The sequence below is a fragment of the Ruegeria sp. AD11(2025) genome, assembly GCF_056542405.1.
The window spans coordinates 34,556-57,434 of record NZ_JBQFZU010000025.1 but is presented as its reverse complement, the minus strand read 5'-3'; the positions used below and the strand labels follow the sequence as shown (position 1 = coordinate 57,434).

Genomic DNA, 22,879 nt, shown 5'->3' with positions numbered 1-22,879 from the left:
TATCCTCCCTATCTCCACGGAGCAGAAGGCTGGCAAATCCGCGACCCGTCGGGCAAGCGGATTTGCAGGGTCAGCACTTTACCCGGACCAAAAATACCTAAGCTTGTTGCGCGCGCAACAAGGCTGCAACACGGGTGCACTTGCGGTTATACGGGCGGTATAAGCCCAGCCTTTCGCGCACGACGAAGGATTGTCGACCGGTTCACGCCAAGCCGCCGCGCAACCTGGGACATGTTCCAATCACAGGCGCGCAGGAGCGCTTCCAGATCATCCACGTCCCGCTCGTGATCAGAGGCCAGCACCGGAGCGGGTAAGTCCGTCAAGTCGATGATGTTGTCCTGACATAAGGCGACAGTACTGAGCAGCAGATGTTCCAGTTCACGAATATTGCCGCGCCAGAGTCGTGACTTCAGATCAGCACGCGCGGCTGTGGACAGGCGGATATCATGGCTGGCAAACCGTCTGAGCAGGCGATCAATCAGCCAATCCAGATCCGCCCGATGTCGTAACGGCGGCAGGGGCAAGGTGGCACCTGCGATCCGGTGCAACAGATCCTCGCGCAGATAACCTTGCAATCCGGCCGGGGCCTCTCGGCAAGAGGCGATGATCCTCAGATCGGCCCGCCGCTCCAGCACCGCCAAAAGAGAGGCCTGCGCAGGTTTGCTAAGATCTTCGACACCGCGCAGGAACAGCGTTCCGGGATCAATGGCGTGGCAGAAATCGAGTGTCTCGGTGTCGCAGCAGATCACGGTGTGAAAATCCTGCGTCGCAGGATCGGCCATGTGGATTGCACGCGCCAGTTTTGTCTTGCCGGTTCCGCTTTCACCGGTCAGCACAAGCGGCAGATTGGTTGGTGCAAGACGCGCAGCTTTGTTCAACAGTTGCTGAAGGTCCGCATCCGGCCCCGCAAAACTGCCAAGGGTCCCGGGCAGAACCTGTTCTCGCTTGCGCAGGGCTGCCGCCATTTGCGGTGTCTGCGGCGCGACGGCATGGCCATAAAGCGCGCGCCCGTCCTTAAGGTGCAATACACGGTCCTCGGACGGCCTGCCGCGCATGAATTCGGGCATGTCGTCAACGCTGATTTCAAGCCAGTCCTGCAACCGAGAACCGATCAGGTGTCCCGTACCGTCCGGGTCCAGCGCGCGGCGGGCTCCCGAGGTCATACCGATGATCTTGCCACCTCCGTCCACTGCAACCGCCGCTTCGGGATCGACCTCCAGAAACTCGGGGCTGGCTGAAAAGCGCAGGACCCAATCGCGCCGGGTCGATGCCATCAGGTTTGCCATCTCGACGCGACGGGCGGAATTCGTCACCAATGTCATGGCCAGATTCTGCGACGCCTTAGGCGAGGGTCCACGCAACAAGGACACATCCAGAACAGCCGCAAGACCACCCTTGGTGTCAAAAATAGGTGCTGCCGTACAAGACAGCGGCGTATGTGTGATCGAAAAATGATCGCCCTGATGGATCGTCACCGGCTGACCTGTAACAATGCACGAACCCACCCCGTTCGTTCCCGCCAACTCTTCCGTCCACTTGAATCCTAGATGAAGACCCGCAGTTCTGAGCTCGTCCTCGAAGTTCCGGTCGCCAAAGAAGTCGACGCAGACTCCATCCGCATCCGCAAGCAGCAGGACGTAGTTCTGCCCTGCCACCTGCGCAAACAGCGATTGCAGCCCCGATCGCGCCGTTGCGATCAGACGTTCGGATTGTTCCAGATGTTCACGGAATTTGGTGTCAGGCAGGATATGCGCGGGTTCCTGCCGTGAGGGATCCATACCATAGGTTTCAACACAGCGCTGCCAGCTATCCGCGACGAGTCGGTCTCGCCCTGTATCGAATCCGCTTAAGACACGGTCAATCTCATTTGTGTGCTGGCGATCCAACAGCTTCCCGTCCTACAAATCCTTCCTAAAAATAGCATGAGGATGGCTTCGCGCCCATGTTCAAGTTTCGTCCGGCAAGCGTTTGGCGCTTCGTCGCGTCAAGCTGAGCTTCGTTGAACGCGCAGCATCGGGCCCTAAAGACTCGAAGCAGTCATTGACTAGTCCACAAAAAGAGGCCCCGCGATAGATATCGCAGGGCCTCTTTTTTGCTTGTGACGAGACTTACTCGCGGCTTTCCGGTGTTTCCACCAGAACGTCCAGCTCGTCGCCGACCATGTCGTCGTCCATCATCGGCGCAGCCAGGGCAGCGGCCGCTTCGGCCTCTTCCCGGCGAGCTTCGATCACGACGTTGTCGCGCGATTGCGCAACCTGACGCACGGCCTGGGTCGCACCACCGGTACCGGCGGGGATCAGGCGGCCAACGATAACGTTCTCTTTCAGGCCGACCAGTTTGTCCTTTTTGCCCTGTACCGACGCTTCGGTCAGAACACGGGTGGTTTCCTGGAACGACGCCGCCGAGATGAACGAACGCGTCTGCAGCGAGGCTTTGGTGATCCCCAAGAGGATCGGCTCGCCCTGAGCCGGACGTCCACCGCGCGAGATGGTCTTCTCGTTGGCCGCGTCGAACTCCTGCTTGTCGACATGTTCGCCTTTCAGCAGGGTGGTGTCGCCTGAATCCAGGATCTCCCACTTCTGCAGCATCTGGCGCACGATGACTTCGATGTGCTTGTCGTTGATCTTCACACCCTGCAGACGATAGACGTCCTGCACCTCGTCGATCATGTAATCCGCCAGCGCTTCGACACCCATGATGGACAGGATGTCATGCGGAGCCGGGTTACCGTCCATCAGGTATTCACCCTTCTGGATGAAGTCCCCTTCGGCGACCGGGATGTGCTTGCCCTTGGGCACCATGTATTCGATGGTCTCCATGGACTCGTCCGCCGGTTCGATGCTGATGCGGCGCTTGTTCTTGTAGTCGCGGCCAAAGCGCACGTAACCATCGGCTTCCGCGATGATCGCGTGATCTTTCGGACGACGGGCTTCGAACAGTTCGGCCACACGCGGCAAACCACCGGTGATGTCCTTGGTCTTGGCGCCTTCACGCGGGATACGCGCGACAACGTCACCGGCTTCAACCTGCTGGCCGTCTTCGACCGACAGGATCGCGTCCACCGACATCGGATAGTGAACCGGGTTGCCCGCATCATTGCGGACCGGCTCGCCATCTTCACCGACCAGAATGATCTCGGGCTTGAGGTCGCTGCCTTTGGGGGCGGCGCGCCAGTCGATCACGATCTTCTGGGTCATACCGGTGGCTTCGTCGGTCTCGTCGCGAACAGCAAGGCCCGAAACAAGGTCGACGTATTTCGCGGTACCGGCTTTCTCGGCGATGATCGGCAGGGTGTAGGGATCCCATTCGAACAGCTTGTCGCCACGGGCGACTTTGGTGCCGTCCTTGACGAACAGCTTCGAGCCGTAGCCCAGCTTGTGGCTGGCACGCTCTTCGCCGTGCTCGTCCTTGATCACCAGCTTCATGTTCCGGCCCATGACCAGGCTTTCGCCTGCAGCATTTACCAAAATCTGCGGGTTTTCGAACGAAACGACACCTTCCTGGCTGGCTTCCTGGAACGACTGCTGACCACCTTGCGCAACACCACCGATGTGGAAGGTCCGCATCGTCAGCTGCGTACCGGGTTCACCAATGGACTGGGCGGCGATGATGCCGACGGCTTCACCCGTGTTCACCATGGTACCGCGCGCAAGGTCACGACCGTAGCAAGTTGCACAGACACCTTCCTCGGACTCACAGGTCAGAGGCGAACGGATGCGGGTCGACTGAACGCCGGCTTCATCAATGGCATCTGCCATACGCTCGTCGATCAGCTGACCAGCCGCAACGATCACCTCATCCGTTCCCGGACGCAGGATGTCGTCAGCCGCCACACGGCCCAGGATACGTTCGGCCAGCGAGGCGACAACCTCACCGTCGTTCACGGCGGCTTCGGCTGTGATTGCACGCTCGGTGCCACAGTCGATCTCACGCACGATGCAGTCCTGCGCCACGTCCACCAGACGACGGGTCAGGTAACCCGAGTTCGCGGTCTTCAGAGCGGTATCCGACAGACCCTTACGGGCACCGTGGGTCGAGTTGAAGTACTCGAGAACGGTCAGACCTTCCTTGAAGTTCGAGATGATCGGCGTCTCGATGATGTCACCGTTCGGCTTGGCCATAAGGCCGCGCATACCGCCCAGCTGTTTCATCTGAGTGACCGAGCCACGCGCACCAGAGTGGGCCATCATGTAGACCGAGTTCGGTTCCTGTTCGGATCCGTCCTCTGCCCGATCCGAGGATGAGATCGTGCTCATCATCGCCTCAGTCACGCGGTCGTTACACTTCGACCAGGCATCGACAACTTTGTTGTACTTTTCGCCCTGAGTGATCAGGCCGTCCATGTACTGTTGTTCAAAGTCCTTCACCTGACCGCGGGTGTCATCGACGATGCCCCACTTGTCGTCCGGAATGACCATGTCGTCCTTACCGAACGAGATGCCCGCCTTGAACGCTTCTTTGAAGCCCATCGACATGATCTGGTCACAGAAGATAACCGACTCTTTCTGCCCGCAGTAACGATAGACGGTGTCGATCACCTGCTGCACTTCTTTCTTCCGCAGCAGACGGTTGACCAGCTCGAACGGCGCCTTGTTGTTCATCGGCAGCAACGCACCAAGGCGCAGACGGCCCGGAGTGGTCTCGAAACGCTTCTGAACTTCGTTGCCTTCGTCGTCGATCTGCGTGATCCGCGCGGTGATTTTCGAGTGCAGATGCACCTCACCCGCGTCCAGCGCGTGCTGAACTTCTTCGATCGAGCCAAAGACCTTGCCTTCGCCCGGCATGCCTTCACGCTCCAGGGTCACATAGTAGAGACCCAGGATCATATCCTGAGAAGGAACGATGATCGGCGCGCCGTTTGCAGGCGACAGAACGTTGTTCGTCGACATCATCAGAACACGGGCTTCCAGCTGGGCCTCAAGGCTCAGCGGGACGTGAACGGCCATCTGGTCCCCGTCGAAGTCGGCGTTGAAGGCCGAACAGACCAGCGGGTGCAGCTGGATCGCTTTACCTTCGATCAGGACCGGCTCGAACGCCTGAATGCCAAGACGGTGCAGTGTTGGCGCACGGTTCAGCATGACAGGGTGTTCGCGGATCACCTCGTCGAGGATATCCCACACTTCGGGACGCTCTTTCTCGACCAGTTTCTTCGCCTGTTTCACGGTCGAAGACAGACCCTTGGCTTCAAGGCGCGAGTAGATGAACGGCTTGAACAGTTCCAACGCCATCTTCTTGGGCAGACCACACTGGTGCAGCTTGAGTTCCGGACCGGTCACGATAACCGAACGGCCCGAGAAGTCGACGCGCTTACCCAGAAGGTTCTGACGGAAGCGGCCCTGCTTACCTTTCAGCATGTCCGACAGCGATTTCAGCGGGCGCTTGTTGGCGCCCGTGATCACGCGGCCACGACGGCCGTTGTCGAACAGAGCATCCACGGATTCCTGCAGCATCCGCTTTTCGTTGCGGACGATGATGTCAGGCGCGCGCAGCTCGATCAGACGCTTCAGACGGTTGTTCCGGTTGATGACACGGCGATACAGATCGTTCAGATCCGAGGTCGCGAAACGGCCGCCATCCAGCGGAACCAGCGGACGCAGTTCCGGCGGAATGACCGGGATCACGGTCATCACCATCCACTCGGGACGGTTGCCCGACTCGAGGAAGGATTCAACAACCTTCAAACGCTTGATGATCTTCTTGGGCTTCAGTTCGCCGGTCGCTTCGGCCAGATCAGCGCGCAGCTGCTCGGCTTCGGCTTCCAGATCGATCTGGGCCAGCATCTCACGGATGGCTTCGGCACCGATATTCGCGGTGAACGCATCCATGCCATAGGCATCCTGCGCGTCCATGTACTCTTCTTCGGTCAGCATCTGGCCATAAGACAGGTCTGTCAGACCGGGCTCGATGACGACGTAGTTTTCAAAGTACAGAACGCGTTCCAGATCGCGCAGCGTCATGTCCAGCATCAGACCGATGCGGGACGGCAGCGACTTCAGGAACCAGATATGTGCGACGGGCGCGGCCAGTTCGATGTGGCCCATACGCTCGCGGCGGACTTTCTGCAGGGTGACTTCCACACCGCATTTCTCGCAGACAACGCCGCGATACTTCATCCGCTTATACTTACCGCACAGACATTCGTAATCTTTGATCGGGCCAAAGATACGCGCGCAGAACAGACCGTCACGCTCCGGCTTGAACGTCCGGTAGTTGATGGTTTCGGGTTTCTTGATCTCGCCATAGGACCAAGACAGAATCCGCTCGGGCGACGCCAGCGAGACCTTGATCTCGTCGAAGACCTTCGGGGGCGTCAGCGGGTTGAACGGGTTGTTGGTGATTTCCTGGTTCATTTGTTACCTCAAATCTTGCGGAAGGGGGGAGAGGTGAGCGGAAACTTCAAAAGTTTCCGCCCAAGAATTTTTTCAAAATTCTTATTCCTCAACCTCCGCATCCAGGAGTTCCATATTCAGGCCGAGGCCACGGACTTCTTTAACCAGAACGTTGAACGATTCCGGTACGCCCGCTTCAAAGTTATCCTCGCCCTTGACGATCGACTCATAGACCTTGGTCCGGCCGGCGACGTCATCCGATTTCACCGTCAGCATCTCCTGCAGGGTGTAGGCGGCGCCGTAAGCTTCCAGAGCCCAGACCTCCATCTCACCAAAGCGCTGACCACCGAACTGCGCCTTACCACCCAGCGGCTGCTGGGTAACCAAGCTGTACGGTCCGGTCGAACGCGCGTGGATTTTGTCATCCACAAGGTGGTGCAGTTTCAGCAGGTACTTGATGCCCACGGTCACCGGACGTGCGAATTGCTCACCGGTACGACCGTCGAACAGGATCGACTGACCGCTTTCCGAGAAGCCCGCACGCACCAGCGCGTCGTTGACGTCAGCCTCTTTGGCACCGTCAAAGACCGGGGTTGCGATCGGAACACCGCGAGTCACGTTGCCCGCAGCCTCGATCAGGCCATCCTCGTCCAGACCGGTGATGCCTTCTTCGTAGACATTCTCGCCATAGGCCAGCTTCATTGCTTCGCGCACCGGGGTCAGGTCGCCGGAGCGGCGGTATTCACCCAGTGCGTCGTCGATGTTCAGACCCAGACCGCGCGCGGCCCAACCCATGTGGGTTTCAAGGATCTGACCAACGTTCATACGCGAAGGCACACCCAGCGGGTTCAGACAGAAGTCAACCGGAGTACCATCGGCCAGGAACGGCATGTCTTCCATCGGAACAACCTTGGAGATCACACCTTTGTTCCCGTGACGACCAGCCATCTTGTCGCCCGGCTGCAGCTTGCGCTTCACGGCGATGAAGACTTTGACCATCTTCATCACACCCGGCGGCAGGTCGTCGCCACGGCGGACCTTCTCGACCTTGTCCTCGAAACGGGCGTCCAGAGCACGCTTTTGCACTTCGTACTGCTCGTTCAGAGCTTCGACGATCTGTGCATCCTGCTCACCTTCCAGCGCCAGCTGCCACCACTGACCACGGGTCAGGGTTTCCAGCAGCTCCTCGGTGATCACCGAGCCCGGCTTGACGCCTTTCGGGCCTTTGACAGCGGTTTTGCCCAGGATCAGGCCCTGCAGACGCGCATAGATGTTGCGGTCAAGGATCGCCAGCTCGTCGTCCCGGTCACGGGCCAGACGTTCGACTTCCTCACGCTCGATCTGCAGCGCACGCTCGTCTTTCTCGACGCCGTGACGGTTGAAGACGCGAACCTCAACGACCGTACCGTAATCGCCCGGCTTCACGCGCAGCGAGGTGTCGCGCACGTCAGATGCTTTTTCACCAAAGATGGCGCGCAGCAGCTTTTCTTCCGGGGTCATCGGGCTTTCGCCCTTTGGGGTGATCTTGCCGACCAGAATATCGCCCGGCTCGACATCCGCACCGATGTAAACGATGCCCGCCTCGTCGAGGTTGCGCAGCGCTTCTTCACCGACGTTCGGGATGTCGCGGGTGATCTCTTCCGGGCCCAACTTGGTGTCACGGGCGGCGACTTCGAATTCCTCGATGTGGACCGAGGTAAAGACGTCGTCACGCGCGATACGTTCCGAGATCAGGATCGAGTCTTCGTAGTTGTAACCGTTCCACGGCATGAACGCGACGACCACGTTCTTGCCCAGCGCCAGTTCACCCATATCGGTCGACGGACCGTCGGCAATGACCTCGCCCTTCTGGACGGTGTCACCCACCTTGATCAGCGGACGCTGGTTAATGCAGGTGTTCTGGTTCGAACGCTGGAATTTGCGCAGACGATAGATGTCAACGCCAGCGTCGCCCAGTTCCAGATCCTCGGTGGCGCGGATAACGATACGCTGGGCATCGACCTGGTCGATGATACCGGCGCGTTTCGCCTGAATCGCAGCACCCGAGTCGATCGCAACCTTTTCCTCGATCCCGGTACCGACCAGCGGTGCCTCGGCCCGCAGCAGCGGAACCGCCTGACGTTGCATGTTCGAGCCCATCAGAGCGCGGTTGGCGTCGTCATTTTCAAGGAACGGGATCAGCGATGCAGCGACTGATACCAGCTGTTTTGGGCTTACGTCGATCAGGTCCACATTCTCGCGCGGGGCAAGCGTGTAGTCACCGGCCTGACGGGTCGACACCAGATCGTTGATGAACTTGCCATCAGCGTCCAGAGTCGCGTTCGCCTGCGCCACTGTGTGACGCATTTCCTCGGTCGCGGACATGTAATGAACCTCATCGGTCACCTCGGCGTCTTTAACAACGCGGTAAGGTGTTTCAATGAAGCCATACTTATTCACGCGGGCAAAGGTGGCCAGCGAGTTGATCAGACCGATGTTCGGACCTTCAGGCGTTTCAATCGGGCACATCCGGCCATAGTGGGTCGGGTGCACGTCGCGAACCTCAAAGCCCGCACGCTCACGCGTCAGACCACCGGGGCCAAGCGCCGAGAGGCGGCGTTTGTGAGTGACTTCCGACAGCGGGTTGGTCTGGTCCATGAACTGCGACAGCTGCGATGAGCCGAAGAATTCACGCACAGCAGCCGCAGCCGGTTTCGCGTTGATCAGATCCTGCGGCATGACAGTGTCGATTTCGACCGACGACATACGCTCTTTGATCGCACGCTCCATACGCAGCAGGCCAACGCGGTACTGGTTTTCCATCAGTTCGCCGACCGAACGGACACGACGGTTGCCGAGGTGGTCGATATCGTCCACGTCGCCTTTGCCGTCACGCAGTTCAACCAGCGCCTTGATGCAAGCCACGATGTCTTCGCGGCGCAGGGTGCGCAGGGTGTCTGGCGCGTCCAGAGCCAGACGCATGTTCATCTTCACGCGGCCAACGGCGGACAGGTCATAGCGCTCGCTGTCGAAGAACAGGGTATCGAACAGGGCCGACGCAGCTTCGACGGTGGGCGGCTCACCCGGACGCATAACGCGGTAGATGTCCATCAGCGCGCTTTCACGGTTCAGGTTCTTATCTTGAGCCATGGTGTTGCGCATGTAGGGGCCAACATTGACGTTGTCGATGTCCAGAACCGGGATGTCGGTGATACCCGCATCGATCAGTTCCTTGACAGTGCCACCGATCAGGTCGCCGTCCTTGTCGTATTCCAGGGTCAGCTCATCACCGGCTTCGACATAGATCGCGCCGTTTTCTTCGTTGATGATGTCCTTTGCGACATACTTGCCGACGATGTGATCGAACGGAACCAGCAGGTCGGTAACGACGCCTTCTTCGATCAGTTTCTTGACCGCGCGCGGGGTGACTTTCTTGCCCGCCTCGGCAATGACTTCACCGGATTTCGCGTCGATCAGATCATAGGTCGGGCGGGTACCGCGAACACGCTCGGGGAAGAACGGCGCGATCCAGCCCTTCTTCTTGTCCAGCTTGTAGGACACGGTGTTGTAATACGCGTCCATGATCGCTTCCTGATCCAGACCCAGCGCATACAGCAGGGTTGTCACAGGCAGTTTACGGCGACGGTCGATACGGGCGAAGACGATGTCCTTGGCGTCGAACTCAAAGTCCAGCCAGCTGCCGCGATACGGGATGATGCGGCAGGCAAATAACAACTTGCCCGAGGAATGGGTCTTGCCCTTGTCGTGGTCAAAGAACACACCGGGCGAACGGTGCATCTGGGACACGATCACACGCTCGGTACCGTTCACGATGAACGTCCCGTTCGGCGTCATCAGGGGCATGTCGCCCATGAACACGTCCTGTTCCTTGATGTCTTTGACCGATTTGGCGCCGGTGTCCTCATCGACATCAAACACGATCAGACGCAGAGTGACCTTCAGCGGCGCGCTGTAGGTCATGTCGCGCTGCATGCATTCTTCGACGTCGTACTTGGGTTTTTCCAGATCGTATTTTACGAACTCCAGAACGGAGGTTTCGTTGAAATCCTTGATCGGGAAAACCGACTGGAACACGCCTTTGATGCCTTCGCCGTCGGTGGGCTGCTCTGCATCGCCTGAGCGCAGGAAAAGATCATAAGAAGATTTCTGGACCTCAATGAGGTTCGGCATCTCCAGCACTTCACGGATTTTGCCGTAATATTTACGAAGACGTTTCTGGCCAAGGAACGTTTGAGCCATGTCAGATGTCACCTTTCGATGTTCTCAGCGGGCAAAGACACCGTCGGGCCCCGGCATCTTGCACATTCGAGACGACACGTCCGGATCAATTCATGGCCACCGTCCCGAAGGCAGCCTCCCGATCCGCGAACCGCGTCTTAGAAAACGCCCCAACCCATGAGGCCCTTTCTAAGACAGGTTCGGCTGGACCCGGATTTCTCCGGACCCAGCCAAATTTTTCGGCGCATCAGCGATGCACCTGTCGGTTGACTTAGGCCAGCTCGACTTCGGCGCCAGCTGCTTCCAGCTTGCCTTTGACTTCTTCGGCTTCGTCTTTCGACACGCCTTCTTTGATCTTGCCGCCAGCTTCGACCAGCTCTTTGGCTTCTTTCAGGCCCAGGCCGGTGATGCCGCGAACTTCTTTGATCACGTTGATTTTCGAAGCGCCGGCGTTCTTCAGAACGACGTCGAATTCGGTTTTTTCTTCCTCAGCTGCGCCACCGGCGTCGCCACCGGCTGCCATGACAACCGCGCCGCCAGCTGCGGGCTCGATGCCATATTCGTCTTTGAGGATGGTTTTCAGTTCTTGTGCTTCCAGCAGGGTCAGACCCACGATGCTTTCTGCGAGTGCTTTCAGATCAGCCATTGTATTAGCTCTTTCCGTTTTACAGTGTGTGTTCCAACGTCAGGGCAAATGCCCCACGCAGATCATTCAGTGCCAACCGCTTACGCAGCTTCCGCCTTCTCTTCGATGGTGGAAAGGATGCTTGCGATGTTGCTTGCAGGTGCGCCAATCGCGCCGGCGATGTTCGAAGCAGGTGCGCCAATGCAGCCAACGATCGAAGCAATAAGCTCATCGCGGGACGGCATTTTCGAAACTGTTTCGACGCCTTTGCGGTCCAGAGCGTTCTCACCCATTGCACCGCCGAGGATTTCAAAATTCTTGTTATCCTTGGCGAAGTCCTCGGCCACCTTGGCTGCTGCCACGGGGTCCTCGGAATAGGTCAGAACGGTCATCCCTGTCAGCAGGTCGGCCATGCTTTCACACGGCTTACCCTCAAGGGCGATTTTGGCGAGCCTGTTCTTGGCAACACGCACGGAGCCTCCGGCTTCGCGCGCACGCGAACGCAGGTCCTGCATCTCGGCAACTGTCAGACCGGCGTAGTGCGAAACCACTACGACGCCAGAGCTTTCGAAGATTTGGCCGAGTTCCTCGACCACTTTCTCTTTCTGGGCTCTATCCACAGTTCTCTCCAAGTTTGGGATGATATCTCACCCCGGCTCATATTTGCCGCGGCTTGCGCCCCGGCGTTCAGGTCCGTTGTTACGGGATTGGCCAAAACTCGCCCGAGGATCGTGACCCTCAGAATTCTTTGGTCTTACCCGTCTCAGGCAGGGAATTAAGGGACCGAATGGACCCACCCACCGTCTTGGACGAAACGAAATAAAGCGCACGACGAATCGCACGCTTTACTACGCAGCTCTCTTTAGGGCAGATGGCCGGGGTTTCCAAGGGGTAAATTGCCCGCTCCGGTAGTTTGGCAAGACCAAGCCACCGCACTCCGGCGCAAGTCAGCGATTGACATGGCTTGCGCGCTGGGGTCCTGTCAACCAACCCCTTTGTTTCACGACCGACTTTTGCCTATCCTATGCTAATCCTCACCGAAGATGAACACAGGCGCGCAACTGAGTTTGTCGAGGAGTTTTCGCGCCATGCCGGGCTGCGCGGGAAGCTACAATTCGATTGCGTATACCGGTCGCACGGCTTTCCCGACACCCGCCTGGTTTTGCGAGTTCAGGGGCCTGCGAATGACTATGCGGTGAAGATTGACACCGCCTCGCCCAAATCCGGCCGGCTGAAGAAAGAGTTCGATATTCTGACCCGGTTGGCGCGGTATTTTGACGGACACGAGACGTCACGGGTGGTTCGCCCCTATTACGTGTCGCCCGGAAATATGTTCTTCGTCTCCGAGTTCATCGACCGACCCACCGCCGTGGACGTGATCCACAACAGCGGGGATAACGATCAGGTTGCCCAGGTCTATCGCCGCGCCGGGGCGTGGCTGCACGACCTTCATGGCTTTCAACCCGCCGCGGAATACGAATTTCGCCCGCGCTGGATGACTCTCAGCATCAAAGATCTGCTGAACTCCGTGCCGCCGCATATCAAAGAAGAAAGTCAGCCGATGGTGGAGAGCTTGAAAACCGCAGCCCGGCATCTGAAGGGCATCCCGGATACACGGGTGTTTTCACACGGAGACTTCCACGGACAGAACCTGATAGTGGGCAAGGGTGAGATGATCGGTCTGGATTTCACCGAGGCGCGGGAGAAACTGGCCGTCTATGACATCGTCGATTTTCTCAAGTCGGATGTTTTCCGCGATACCAGCCCATCCGATGTAGACCGCAGCGGTATCTTAAAACCAAACAAGGACATGTTTTTTCGCCGCTACCGCCACCCGATCCATATGGGGATACTGGATTTCTGCATCCGCGGACGCCTGCTGAAAGACTGGCTTGTGTCGTGGCACATCGACCATAGCTGCAGCCCCTACGAGGAAGACAGGCGGCGGCGCTTGGGGGACCGGCTGAAGATCGCGTTTCAACACCGCTGAAACCACCCAACTCACGCTTCAGACCAGCAGGAAAACCGAAGCCAATTTGAACCGGTTTGCGTTCTGGTACCAAAGTGAACATGATCGCCGCAACCGGGTGTCTTGGTTAAAACTCAAAATACGGCTTTCTGTATGTGGTTGAACTTCAGAGACACGGACCTTGACCAAGCCGCGTTGAAAGCATGGCCGATGATAGCGGCCGAAGCCAGACTGCCCCGAAGGGGGTGGAAGATGACCCGGCTGTATCGCCGGGACGAAGCTGACACGTCTTGTATAGTTCTGCTATTGCAGCACCCGTCCGGAAAGAACCTTGCCTACAAGTACCAAATGAGGCCAGAGGGACAGGGCGGTTTCGTTGCCCAATTCGAACGCCAGCAAAAGTTTTTCAATGTATTTGGTCATCATGACAACCTGGCCATGCCCGAGCCGATCCATGTATCCAAAAAACGTCAGGCCAGCCTGATGGAGTATGTTCCGGGGCGCACGATCGGAAAGCTCGTTCGGCTGGCAGAGGGCAACACGATAAGGCAGCTGGAGCTGTTGTCACACGCTGGTGCGTGGCTGGATGCTTTTCATCGCACCCTAAACCAAGAGCAAAGGGTGTTTCAGCCAAAACACACTCTGGAGTATTATCACGACCTGAGAACCCGGATCTTGGCCGGGGAAACCCGAGTGGCCGCCAAACAGATGTTTCTAAACGGAATTGCCCGCCTTTCCGAGCTTGCGCCGCATTTCGAAGGGCGGGAAACCATCGCGGCCGCCCATCACGGCGATTTTCACATGGGCAACCTCGTTTTCGATGGAACAAAGACTTATGGGCTCGATATCTCAAGTGATCGTGTTGAGCCCGTTGGGTATGACATCGCCAAAGTCCTGTTGGATTTTGCGGCCATCGCTCAAAATCTGCGGACTGTCCCACCCGGCAAGATCGTATCAAGCGACGTAATGCGCGCCTTCTTTGACGGCTACACTCTTGTCGGACCCGACGACCCCAGCGTCAGTTTTCTGATCTACCCGCGTTTGCTGGCAACCCTGACTCGCGTTCCGCAAAAAAAAGAGTGCTCGGAGTATTGCCCAACAACGCACTTTGAGAACGCTGAGACCTTTTGCAAAAAACGCCTTTGAACACCGGCCAGACTGACACACCGGGACCTGGCAAATCAAAAACCCAAAGGCTCAAAAGAAAATCCCGGGCAGTTCGCACCACCCAGGACCAATTCTTCGCAACTTTGCGTAAAAGCTTATTCGCCCGCCGCAGCTGCCACATCCAGAGTCACGCCTGGGCCCATGGTCGAGCTCAGTGCGATTTTCTTCATGTAGGTGCCTTTGGCGCCCGACGGCTTGGCCTTGGCCACAGCCGAAACGAAAGCACGGACGTTTTCAGCCAGCTTGGCTTCGTCGAAGGACGCTTTGCCAACGCCTGCGTGCACAACGCCGCCTTTTTCCGCCTTGAACTGAACTTCACCGCCCTTGGCTGCTTCCACGGCCGCTTTCACGTCCATGGTCACAGTGCCGACCTTGGGGTTCGGCATCAGGTTGCGTGGGCCCAAAACTTTACCCAGACGGCCAACGATTGGCATCATGTCAGGGGTTGCAATGCAGCGATCGAATTCGATGGTGCCGCCCTGAATGGTTTCCATCAGGTCTTCTGCGCCAACGATATCCGCGCCTGCTTCTTTCGCTTCGTCAGCCTTCGGGCCACGAGCGAAAACAGCAACACGCATCGCTTTGCCGGTGCCGTTTGGCAAGCCGACGACGCCGCGAACCATCTGGTCCGCGTGACGGGTGTCAACACCCAGGTTCAGAGCGATTTCGATGGTCTCGTCGAATTTCGAGGTTGCGTTGGCTTTGACCAGGGCAACTGCTTCTTCGACCGACAGGTTTTCCTTGCCGGCGACAGCTTCGCGCGCAGCGCGGGTACGTTTACCGAGTTTTGCCATCTTACTTCACCTCGATGCCCATGGAGCGGGCCGAGCCCAGGATGATCTGCATTGCGCCTTCGACGTCGTTGGCGTTCAGATCTTTCATTTTGGCTTCGGCGATTTCGCGAACCTGCTTCGAGGTCACGGTGGCCACGGTCTCACGACCGGGGTTTTCCGCACCACGGGGGCGGTTACGCTTGCCGACCGGCTTCAGACCAGCTGCTTTTTTCAGGTAGTAAGACGCGGGCGGCGTCTTGATGTCCATGGTGAAGGACTTGTCCTGATAGTAGGTGATCACGGTCGGGCACGGAGCGCCGGGCTCCATGTCTGCGGTCTTGGCGTTGAACGCTTTGCAGAATTCCATGATGTTGATGCCGCGCTGACCCAGCGCCGGACCAACTGGCGGCGACGGGTTCGCCTGACCTGCAGGAACCTGCAGTTTCATTGTACCAGCAAGCTTCTTGGCCATTTGGTTTTCCTTTCAACGTGAATGGGACGCGTCCCACCCGGTATATGTTGCGTGGTCCGATCCGGGATCGCGATCCCAGCAACCTCCCACGAGAGAATCTCGCCCGAAGACGATAGAGGCGGCGTTTACAGGGGAATGTGGGGGTTGGCAAGTGGCTGGCTCATAATCCCAAGGGACCTATTTGCACCGCAATCGGCCCACAGTCAAATATGGGAACTGAGCAACAGAACAGATTACTTGAATACATAAGTTGCCAAAGAGACGCAGGTGGGTATCTTTGCACAGCTTGATTACAAAAGAGGTGGTCAGGGATGGCATCATCTCGGCTGAACAAGGGACTGCTGATCTGCATTCTGATTGCGATGCTGCCGGGGTGCGGCAGTAAGGCGCAAGATCAGAGCGCTGGCTCCGAAACGGCCACCCAAACCGACGGCGGCAACGGAACTTCTTTGCCCTCAACAACAGGGATTGACCCCGCCACTTATGCAGGCCGGTTCCAGATCAAGCTAACCAAAGAAGTTCCCCTGCGTGACATTCCCGTCCCTTTCACCGTCTATAGCGGACTGGAAGAATCCAGCCCGACCCGTTTGCGATTGAGAGCGTTCATGGATTTGCGTGGATTGCAGGAAAAAGCGCCCCGTATACTGACAGGCCCACTTGAAGAAAGCTGCAAACGCCAGATTTACCTCGAAATCCGGGACGTCACCGCCATAGGCGACACCGTAAAGGTCGAGGGTTCAGCCCGTGCCCAGTTCACGCGGTGTAACAGACGAGAAGAACCGGGTATTCGTTATTTTGGGGCGACCGTAGATGCAATTGCTGTCGCTAAGGCAGAAGTGAAAGGCCAATGCCTCACATTCAGTATCGAAAAGGTTAACCTTAGCCCGCGTGGGTTCATCGGAGCCGTCAGCAATCTCTTTGGCCTGACCAACCGGATCAACGAAGCCGTGTTCGAAAAGGGCGGCGAGTTTTTGGCAGCGCATCCGGTTTGCCCACCCTTGCCCGAAGAATTCGCTGTTCTCGACCCGATTTACGAGTCCGGCGGCACACGTGAAATTGCTCCTGGCGGGCTGGGAGCAGCTGTTGTCGGATCGGCTGATGTCAGCGCAGAGACAATAGTCAAAGTCCTTGGGGGATTGAAGGAGCTTGGTGTTTTGGAGTTCGCTGAATGAGACTTTGGTTAGTATTCCCGGTCTTAATGGCAGCTTTTCTGGACGCCCGGGCCCCAAGCGCACAACAGGTGAACTTCGTTATCGATGCGTCACTGCCCTTTCGCGACACGGAATTGCCGTACACGCTTGACCTGAACCTCACGGCAGTAGCCCCCACTCGGATCGGGGTGGGCGCACTTTTGGATTTGCGTGAAATACAAAAAACCGTACCTGAGCGTTTGGCTGATAATGCAATTGTCGACAATTGCGGCCTGCAAATCAGGCTTGATGGTATGAGTTTTCATGCCAAGGACGATGTGATCGATCTGGACGGGGAAGTAACAGTCACGAACTTTGAATGCAGCCGCACCAGTGAACGTGACTTTCAGCGGGGCGAACAAAAAAGAGCTATCTTGGCCAACATGTCCACCGAAGCAACCGTCGATCTGCGTGACAACTGTGCCTATTTTAAACTCATAGACCTTACATTAACGGCTCCCGAAGCTCAGCGAGAGCAACTGCTGGAAGACGATACACTGGAATCCGTAAAAGACTTGATGTTGGCTGCTGTGGATCTTGTGCTCAATGAAACCCCATTGTGCCCGGAGTTGCCGGCGGAGCTCGCTTCCCTTGATCCAGTGTATGATAAAGGCGGCCCGCGCGAAATCGGAGAGGGTGGCCTAGGTGTTTTTCTTGACGGATCCGTTGATGTAAGCCCGTCAACAATTCTCGACATACTGACAGTTCTTCAGCAAAAAGAACTGATTCCAGGGCGGCCATAACGAAAGCTTTTCACAGCGTAGGCGCCATCCTTCACCTGCAGGCTTTAGATTTGGCTCGCCAATACAAAAACGCCGCGTTGCTGATCGCAACACGGCGTCGAAAAACCAGTGGGCGAGCCCTTTAGCTCTGCTTCGTGACTTGAGTGAAGTCCAGCTCGACCGGGGTTTCACGGCCAAAGATCGAAACCGAAACCTTCAGCTTCTGGTTCTCGTCATCCACGCCTTCCACCATGCCGTCGAAATCCTCGAACGGGCCGTCGTTGACCTTGACCTTCTCGCCAACCTCGAAGGTGATCATCAGTTTGGGCGCTTCTTCGCCTTCCTGAACGCGGTTGAGGATCTGGTTCACTTCGGCATCACGCATCGGCATTGGGCGGCCTTGCGGGCCCAGGAAGCCAGTGACGCGGTTGATCGAGTTCACCAGGTGATAGCCCTGATCCGACATTTCCATGTGAACCAGCACGTAGCCGGGCATGAAACGGCGTTCGGTCGTGACCTTTTTACCCCGGCGCACTTCGATCACCTCTTCGGTGGGCACCAGAACCTCGTCGATGTCATCCTCAAGGCCCTGCTCGGCCACGGACGTGCGGATCTGCTCTGCGATCTTCTTTTCGAAATTCGAAAGAACGCTGACCGAGTACCACCGTTTCGCCATGAACCTGTCGTCCTTGTTTTTCTTCGGTGCGCACGGATGGCCGCAAGCACCGTCATTGAAATTCTATCGCATCACCCGGAATAAAAAGCGGCGCGCAGCCCGAATCGCCGCACGCCCATTCCGAATAGTACCGCGTCACCTACTCTGACATCGCGCGCGGTGCAAGGGGGCAGTGGTGTTTCCGCCCGCCCGAGCCGGTTTAGCTGAACGCGCCCAGGATCGCCTGAAGCCCGCCGCGAATGGCTAGGTCGACCAGTGCGAAGAACACGGCCGTCAGAGCCGCCATGATGAACACCATGACCGTGGTCAACAGAACTTCACGCCGGGTCGGCCAGACGACCTTTGCAACTTCGGCGCGGACTTGCTGAATGAACTGGATCGGATTCATAGTTGCCATTTGGCTTGGTTCTCTCTGCTAGCGGATGGGCCGGACATAACCGGGCATTGCGGCAATTTCAAGGGCCGTCAGGGCTTGGGCTTGTCGTCCCATTCATCGCTGAGGATACGGCGCGCATCGCCTTCGGGATCATCATACTGGTTCGACCGCACCGTATAAATGAACGCAACAAGGCCAACCCCGCCCAAAAGCAGGGAAATCGGTATCAGATAGGCCAGAACTTCCAATTCAACTACCTCAGGCGCAGGGCATTCAGAGACACGGTGATGGACGAGGTCGACATCGCCAGCGCCGCGATCAGCGGTGTGGCCAAGCCAACGACAGCCAACGGGACCGCGATGATATTATACACGGTTGCGATGCGGAAGTTTTCACGAATCCGTTTCGTCGCTTTCACGGCCGTATCGCAGGCATCTGCGATTGGGGCAAGATCATTACCCAATAGTACGATATCCGACGCCACCCGCGCCGCATCCAGCGCCGAGGCCGGAGAGATCGACACATGCGCCGCTGCCAGCGCGGCAGTATCATTCAGGCCATCGCCGACCATAAGGACGTGGCGGCCCTGCTCGCTCAATTCCTGCACGCGGGCCGCCTTGTCCTGCGGCAGGGCCTGCGCGACCCAGTTGTCGATCCCCAGTTTTGCAGCCAGTACCTGAACCGCGCCCTGCGTGTCGCCGGATATCAGGACAACGTCCTTACCCGCATCCCGAAGGGCCTGAACCGCCTCGGCCGCACCGGGGCGCAGTCTGTCCGAGAACAGGAAGGTTGCGGGGGCTTGTCCGCCAACCGACAGCCAGGCCGCTGTCTGGTTGCCCTCTTCCGCGCCGGTCCAGGCAGCGCGGCCAAGGCGCACGCGCTGACCATGCCAACTGCCCTCGGTGCCATAGCCCGGAACTTCGGTTAGATCCTTAAGGGTGGCCGGCTTAATCCCGGCGTCGCGCGCAGCCTTGGTCAGGGCGACGGACAACGGATGCGAGGACGCCTCGGCCAGTGCCAGAGCGACCTCAAGGTCCACACGGGAATGATCACCCAGATTAGTCAGCTCGGGCGTGCCCGAGGTCAGCGTACCGGTCTTGTCGAAGACGACCGTATCGACCTCGGCCAGACGCTCCAGCGCGGTGGCATGTTTAATCAGCATCCCCTTGCGGAACAGCCGCCCCGAGGCCGCCGTGGTCACCGCAGGCACGGCCAGACCCAGCGCGCAGGGGCAGGTGATGATCAGAACGGCGGCGGCAATGTTCAGCGCAGTGCGGATATCACCGGAATAGATGTACCAGCCCAGAAAGCTGAGCGCCGACAGGATGTGTACACCTGGCGCATAAAGTTTGGCCGCCTTGTCCGCCAGCGAAGTATAGCGCGACCGGCCCGATTCAGCGATGGCGACCAGATCAGCCATGCGATGCAGTGAGGTATCCTCGCCCACCGCCGTTGCCTGGATGGTCAGGGGGCCGGTCAGATTGACCTCACCGGCACTTACGGTCAGGCCAGCCTCGGCGAAGACCGGCAGGGTCTCCCCGGTCAGCAGAGACCGGTCGAGTTCCGATTGGCCAGAGACGATTTCGCCATCCACCGGCATTCGGCCCCCGGGCCGGACAAGGATCAAGTCACCGACGGTCAGAGTGGCCACAGCAACCTCTTCTTCTGACCCATCGACCAGCTTTACGGCACGGGGCACTTCAAGCGCCGTCAGTTCCTCGGCCGCAGACCGGGCCGCGGCACGGGTGCGGTAGTCCAGATACCGTCCGGCCAGCAGGAAGAAGGTCAGCGTCAGCGCTGCATCGAAATAGGCATGTTCACCGCTGAGTACGGTTTCCCAAAGCGACGTCACCAGCGCCAGCACGATGGCCAGTACAATCGGTACGTCCATATTCAGACGGCGTACGCGCAGGGCGCTCCAGGCGTTGGCAAAGAAGGGCTGCCCGGAAAAAGCAATCGCCGGCAGCGCAATGGCTGCCGATATCCAGTGGAACATGTCGCGGGTGGCATCCGATGCTCCCGACCAGACAGACACCGACAACAGCATCACGTTCATCGAGGCAAACCCGGCCACCGCCAGCCGCATCAGCAGATCGCGGCCCGCCTTGTCCGCCTGCGTGGCCGACAAGGCGCCGGGGTCCAGCTCATGGGCCTCGAACCCCGCCCGTTCCAGCACCGGGATCAGGTCGGTAGCCCGCAGGTCTGGCGCCGCTTTGACCATCGCGCGTTTCAGGGTCAAGTTCACCCGCGCGTCCTCCACGCCGGGGTGGGCGTTCAGCTCTCGCTCGACCGTCGCGATACAGGCCGAACAGTGAATGCCCGGCAGCGACAGCGCGATCTGCACATCCTGCGGAATGGGCCGCGCCGGTTCCGCCGGGCCGGCAATGCATCCCGGACAGGCCGCCGTGCCGGATGTCAGTTGCGCCGCCATCCGTTCACCCCTTCACATACAGCGGCACACGCTGCGCGAACTCGGCGCCCGAGCTGTCCTTGGCCACCAGTCGGATGTTCCAGTTGCCCTTGCCCAAAACCGCCGGGGTCGCATAGGCCTGACCATCAAAGGTGAAATCGGGCGCGAAGTCGTCTTTCACATGGGTTGCGCGGCCAACTACGGCCTGCAGTTCCGACACTTCGACCGGGGCACCGGTCTTGTCGGTAATATGCAGGATCAACAGCCCACCGGACACCTCGGCACGGATGTTCCAACCCAGCGCCTGCTGTTCCTGCAGGCGCTCATTGAACTCCTGGCTGGCGACGTAGGAGTTCTTCACCTCGAGCCCCGGAAAGGTTTTGACCGCGCTATATGCCAAGACGAGGTTGACGGCGATGATCACGCCGAAGGCGACGATAAACACCGCCAGGGCGTGCTTTCCGGTAAACTGACGCTCGGCCATCTTAGTTTCCTCGTCCGTTGAACGTGGTGTCCTTATAGGCGCGCTCACCACTTTCCACATCTTCGACCCAGATACGCACCGGCGTGGAAGCCGCGGCCGCAGGTCCGGTACCTTGTTCTGAAATGATGTAGACGCGTGTCAATTGTGCCGTATCTGCGGTGACATTAACAGTGCTGCCCTCGATCCCTTCGATTTGCAGCTGCAGCGCCGGATCACCGGCCAGTGTCAGTTCGAACGGCCGATCCTCTCCATGTTTGTTGCGCAGACGCACATCATAGGTGTTTCGGATGGTACCGTCGGACAGGGTCACGAAGGTCGGGTTGCGCACCGGCGCCACCGTCAGATCGATGTCAGAACGGATAAACAGCGCAAACAGCAGGCCAAAACCAACCAGAGACCACAGGGACGTATACATGATCGTCCGAGGCCGCAGGATGTGCTTCCAGACATTTTTGGGTGCATGCCCCGCGCGTTCTCGGGTCTCATCGCTGAGAGCCATATAGTCGATCAGGCCGCGTGGCTTGCCGATCTTGGCCATCATGTCGTCGCAGGCATCGATGCACAGGGCGCAGGTGATGCACTCCAACTGCTGACCGTCGCGAATGTCGATACCCACGGGGCAGACATTCACACAGGCCATGCAGTCGATGCAGTCGCCCAACTCGGAATCCGCTGTCCGCTTGCCCTTACCGCGTGGCTCACCCCGCCATTCGCGGTAGCCAACGACCAGAGTATCCTCGTCCATCATCGCAGCCTGAATACGCGGCCACGGGCAGGCATAGATACAAATCTGCTCGCGGGCGAAGCCACCGAACAGAAAGGTCGTGCCGGTCAGAATCAAAATGGTGGTGTAAGCAATCGGATGGGCGTTGCCGGTGACCAGATCGCGCAGCAATGTCGGCGCATCGGCAAAATAAAACACCCAGGCGCCGCCAGTAGCCACGCCGATCAACAACCACACGGTCCACTTGGTCAGACGCAGCCGAGCCTTGCGGAAATCCAGTTTCTCCTGCCGATGCAGACGCAGGCGGGCATTTCGATCTCCCTCGATCCAGCGTTCAACCAGAATGTAGAGGTCCGTCCACACGGTCTGCGGACAGGCATAGCCGCACCACACGCGCCCCAGCGCCGAAGTGAACAGGAATAACCCAAGACCGGCCATGATCAGTAGACCCGCCACGAAATAGAACTCGTGCGGCCAAATCTCGATCCAGAAGAAATAGAACCGCCGGTTCGCCAGATCCAGCAGTACCGCCTGATCCGGCAGACTGGGACCGCGGTCCCACCTGATCCATGGCGTCAGATAGTAAATCCCCAATGTGACCGCGAGGATGATCCATTTCAGGTTTCTAAAAGGACCGGACACGCGCCGGGGAAAAATGGGCTCCCTAGCAGCATAAAGGCTGGGGGCGGGGTCGGAATCGCTCACGAGCTGGCTCCAGATGTGGCTGTTTTTTAGGCGTCTTGT

Annotated in this window: 17 protein-coding genes; 4 read left to right on the top strand and 13 right to left on the bottom strand. The window is 58.4% G+C overall.

What is annotated here, in order from left to right:
• Positions 1-146: 146 nt before the first annotated feature.
• The 5 genes from ACR1XY_RS19200 to rplJ form a co-directional block, all read right to left on the bottom strand.
• Positions 147-1,886 carry a sigma-54-dependent Fis family transcriptional regulator gene (locus ACR1XY_RS19200; protein ID WP_480595526.1) on the bottom strand — a complete coding sequence of 580 codons (1,740 nt, stop codon included), beginning with the start codon at positions 1,884-1,886 and terminating at the stop codon, positions 147-149.
• Positions 1,887-2,108: 222 nt separating this feature from the next.
• Positions 2,109-6,350 (bottom strand): DNA-directed RNA polymerase subunit beta', encoded by a 4,242-nt coding sequence (gene rpoC / locus ACR1XY_RS19195; protein ID WP_480595525.1) that lies wholly within the window; start codon positions 6,348-6,350, stop codon positions 2,109-2,111.
• 81 nt (positions 6,351-6,431) lie between these two features.
• A complete protein-coding gene (gene rpoB, locus ACR1XY_RS19190) occupies positions 6,432-10,568 on the bottom strand; it encodes a DNA-directed RNA polymerase subunit beta (protein WP_480595524.1) in 4,137 nt (1,378 codons plus the stop codon).
• 250 nt (positions 10,569-10,818) lie between these two features.
• The gene (gene rplL / locus ACR1XY_RS19185) at positions 10,819-11,193 is read right to left on the bottom strand and encodes a 50S ribosomal protein L7/L12 (protein ID WP_037314964.1); all 375 of its coding nucleotides are present in this window, start codon (positions 11,191-11,193) and stop codon (positions 10,819-10,821) included.
• An 80-nt stretch (positions 11,194-11,273) separates the two neighbouring features.
• Positions 11,274-11,792, bottom strand: a complete 519-nt coding sequence (gene rplJ / locus ACR1XY_RS19180; protein ID WP_480595523.1) for a 50S ribosomal protein L10 — start codon at positions 11,790-11,792, stop codon at positions 11,274-11,276.
• Between the two features lie 404 nt (positions 11,793-12,196).
• On the opposite strand from rplJ, the gene ACR1XY_RS19175 reads away from it, so the two are divergent.
• Both ACR1XY_RS19175 and ACR1XY_RS19170 read left to right on the top strand, forming a co-directional pair.
• Positions 12,197-13,162 (top strand): phosphotransferase family protein, encoded by a 966-nt coding sequence (locus ACR1XY_RS19175; protein WP_480595522.1) that lies wholly within the window; start codon positions 12,197-12,199, stop codon positions 13,160-13,162.
• Between the two features lie 231 nt (positions 13,163-13,393).
• Positions 13,394-14,287, top strand: coding sequence for a phosphotransferase (locus ACR1XY_RS19170; RefSeq protein WP_480595521.1), 894 nt, complete (start codon positions 13,394-13,396; stop codon positions 14,285-14,287).
• Between the two features lie 116 nt (positions 14,288-14,403).
• On the opposite strand, the gene rplA is transcribed toward ACR1XY_RS19170, so the two are convergent.
• Positions 14,404-15,102: a 50S ribosomal protein L1 gene (gene rplA / locus ACR1XY_RS19165; RefSeq protein ID WP_170407486.1), complete on the bottom strand. Its 699-nt coding sequence runs from the start codon at positions 15,100-15,102 to the stop codon at positions 14,404-14,406.
• A 1-nt stretch (position 15,103) separates the two neighbouring features.
• Positions 15,104-15,553 carry a 50S ribosomal protein L11 gene (rplK, locus tag ACR1XY_RS19160; protein ID WP_010440985.1) on the bottom strand — a complete coding sequence of 150 codons (450 nt, stop codon included), beginning with the start codon at positions 15,551-15,553 and terminating at the stop codon, positions 15,104-15,106.
• 311 nt (positions 15,554-15,864) lie between these two features.
• Here rplK and ACR1XY_RS19155 point away from each other — a divergent pair, with 311 nt between their 5' ends.
• Positions 15,865-16,725 (top strand): hypothetical protein, encoded by an 861-nt coding sequence (locus ACR1XY_RS19155; protein ID WP_480595520.1) that lies wholly within the window; start codon positions 15,865-15,867, stop codon positions 16,723-16,725.
• Positions 16,722-17,486 (top strand): hypothetical protein, encoded by a 765-nt coding sequence (locus tag ACR1XY_RS19150; RefSeq protein WP_480595519.1) that lies wholly within the window; start codon positions 16,722-16,724, stop codon positions 17,484-17,486. Before ACR1XY_RS19155 ends, ACR1XY_RS19150 begins: the two co-directional genes overlap by 4 nt.
• A gap of 121 nt (positions 17,487-17,607) precedes the next feature.
• Here the strand turns inward: ACR1XY_RS19150 and nusG are convergent, their stop codons facing one another.
• The 6 genes from nusG to ccoG all read right to left on the bottom strand — a co-directional run bounded on the left by nusG (position 17,608) and on the right by ccoG (position 22,840).
• Entirely contained in the window at positions 17,608-18,141 is a 534-nt protein-coding gene (nusG, locus tag ACR1XY_RS19145) for a transcription termination/antitermination protein NusG (protein ID WP_170328796.1), read from the bottom strand.
• Positions 18,142-18,340: 199 nt separating this feature from the next.
• Positions 18,341-18,538 (bottom strand): preprotein translocase subunit SecE, encoded by a 198-nt coding sequence (gene secE, locus ACR1XY_RS19140; protein ID WP_170335602.1) that lies wholly within the window; start codon positions 18,536-18,538, stop codon positions 18,341-18,343.
• Positions 18,539-18,606: 68 nt separating this feature from the next.
• A complete protein-coding gene (gene ccoS / locus ACR1XY_RS19135; RefSeq protein ID WP_170335604.1) occupies positions 18,607-18,765 on the bottom strand; it encodes a cbb3-type cytochrome oxidase assembly protein CcoS in 159 nt (52 codons plus the stop codon).
• Between the two features lie 5 nt (positions 18,766-18,770).
• On the bottom strand, positions 18,771-20,948 hold the full coding sequence (locus tag ACR1XY_RS19130) for a heavy metal translocating P-type ATPase (RefSeq protein ID WP_480595518.1): 2,178 nt from the start codon (positions 20,946-20,948) through the stop codon (positions 18,771-18,773).
• A gap of 4 nt (positions 20,949-20,952) precedes the next feature.
• Positions 20,953-21,411 (bottom strand): FixH family protein, encoded by a 459-nt coding sequence (locus tag ACR1XY_RS19125; protein ID WP_480595517.1) that lies wholly within the window; start codon positions 21,409-21,411, stop codon positions 20,953-20,955.
• 1 nt (position 21,412) lies between these two features.
• Positions 21,413-22,840, bottom strand: coding sequence for a cytochrome c oxidase accessory protein CcoG (ccoG, locus tag ACR1XY_RS19120; RefSeq protein ID WP_480595516.1), 1,428 nt, complete (start codon positions 22,838-22,840; stop codon positions 21,413-21,415).
• Positions 22,841-22,879: the final 39 nt, after the last annotated feature.

Bases quoted from the DNA above. Each gene is read 5' to 3' on its own strand.
- secE (WP_170335602.1), bottom strand. From the start codon at position 18,538: ATGGCAACTATGAATCCGATCCAGTTCATTCAGCAAGTCCGCGCCGAA.
- rplK (WP_010440985.1), bottom strand. From the start codon at position 15,553: ATGGCCAAGAAGCTTGCTGGTACAATGAAACTGCAGGTTCCTGCAGGT.
- rplA (WP_170407486.1), bottom strand. From the start codon at position 15,102: ATGGCAAAACTCGGTAAACGTACCCGCGCTGCGCGCGAAGCTGTCGCC.
- nusG (WP_170328796.1), bottom strand. From the start codon at position 18,141: ATGGCGAAACGGTGGTACTCGGTCAGCGTTCTTTCGAATTTCGAAAAG.
- ACR1XY_RS19170 (WP_480595521.1), top strand. From the start codon at position 13,394: ATGACCCGGCTGTATCGCCGGGACGAAGCTGACACGTCTTGTATAGTT.
- ACR1XY_RS19155 (WP_480595520.1), top strand. From the start codon at position 15,865: ATGGCATCATCTCGGCTGAACAAGGGACTGCTGATCTGCATTCTGATT.
- rpoB (WP_480595524.1), bottom strand. From the start codon at position 10,568: ATGGCTCAAACGTTCCTTGGCCAGAAACGTCTTCGTAAATATTACGGC.
- ACR1XY_RS19175 (WP_480595522.1), top strand. From the start codon at position 12,197: ATGCTAATCCTCACCGAAGATGAACACAGGCGCGCAACTGAGTTTGTC.
- ACR1XY_RS19125 (WP_480595517.1), bottom strand. From the start codon at position 21,411: ATGGCCGAGCGTCAGTTTACCGGAAAGCACGCCCTGGCGGTGTTTATC.
- ACR1XY_RS19130 (WP_480595518.1), bottom strand. From the start codon at position 20,948: ATGGCGGCGCAACTGACATCCGGCACGGCGGCCTGTCCGGGATGCATT.
- rplL (WP_037314964.1), bottom strand. From the start codon at position 11,193: ATGGCTGATCTGAAAGCACTCGCAGAAAGCATCGTGGGTCTGACCCTG.
- ACR1XY_RS19150 (WP_480595519.1), top strand. From the start codon at position 16,722: ATGAGACTTTGGTTAGTATTCCCGGTCTTAATGGCAGCTTTTCTGGAC.
- rpoC (WP_480595525.1), bottom strand. From the start codon at position 6,350: ATGAACCAGGAAATCACCAACAACCCGTTCAACCCGCTGACGCCCCCG.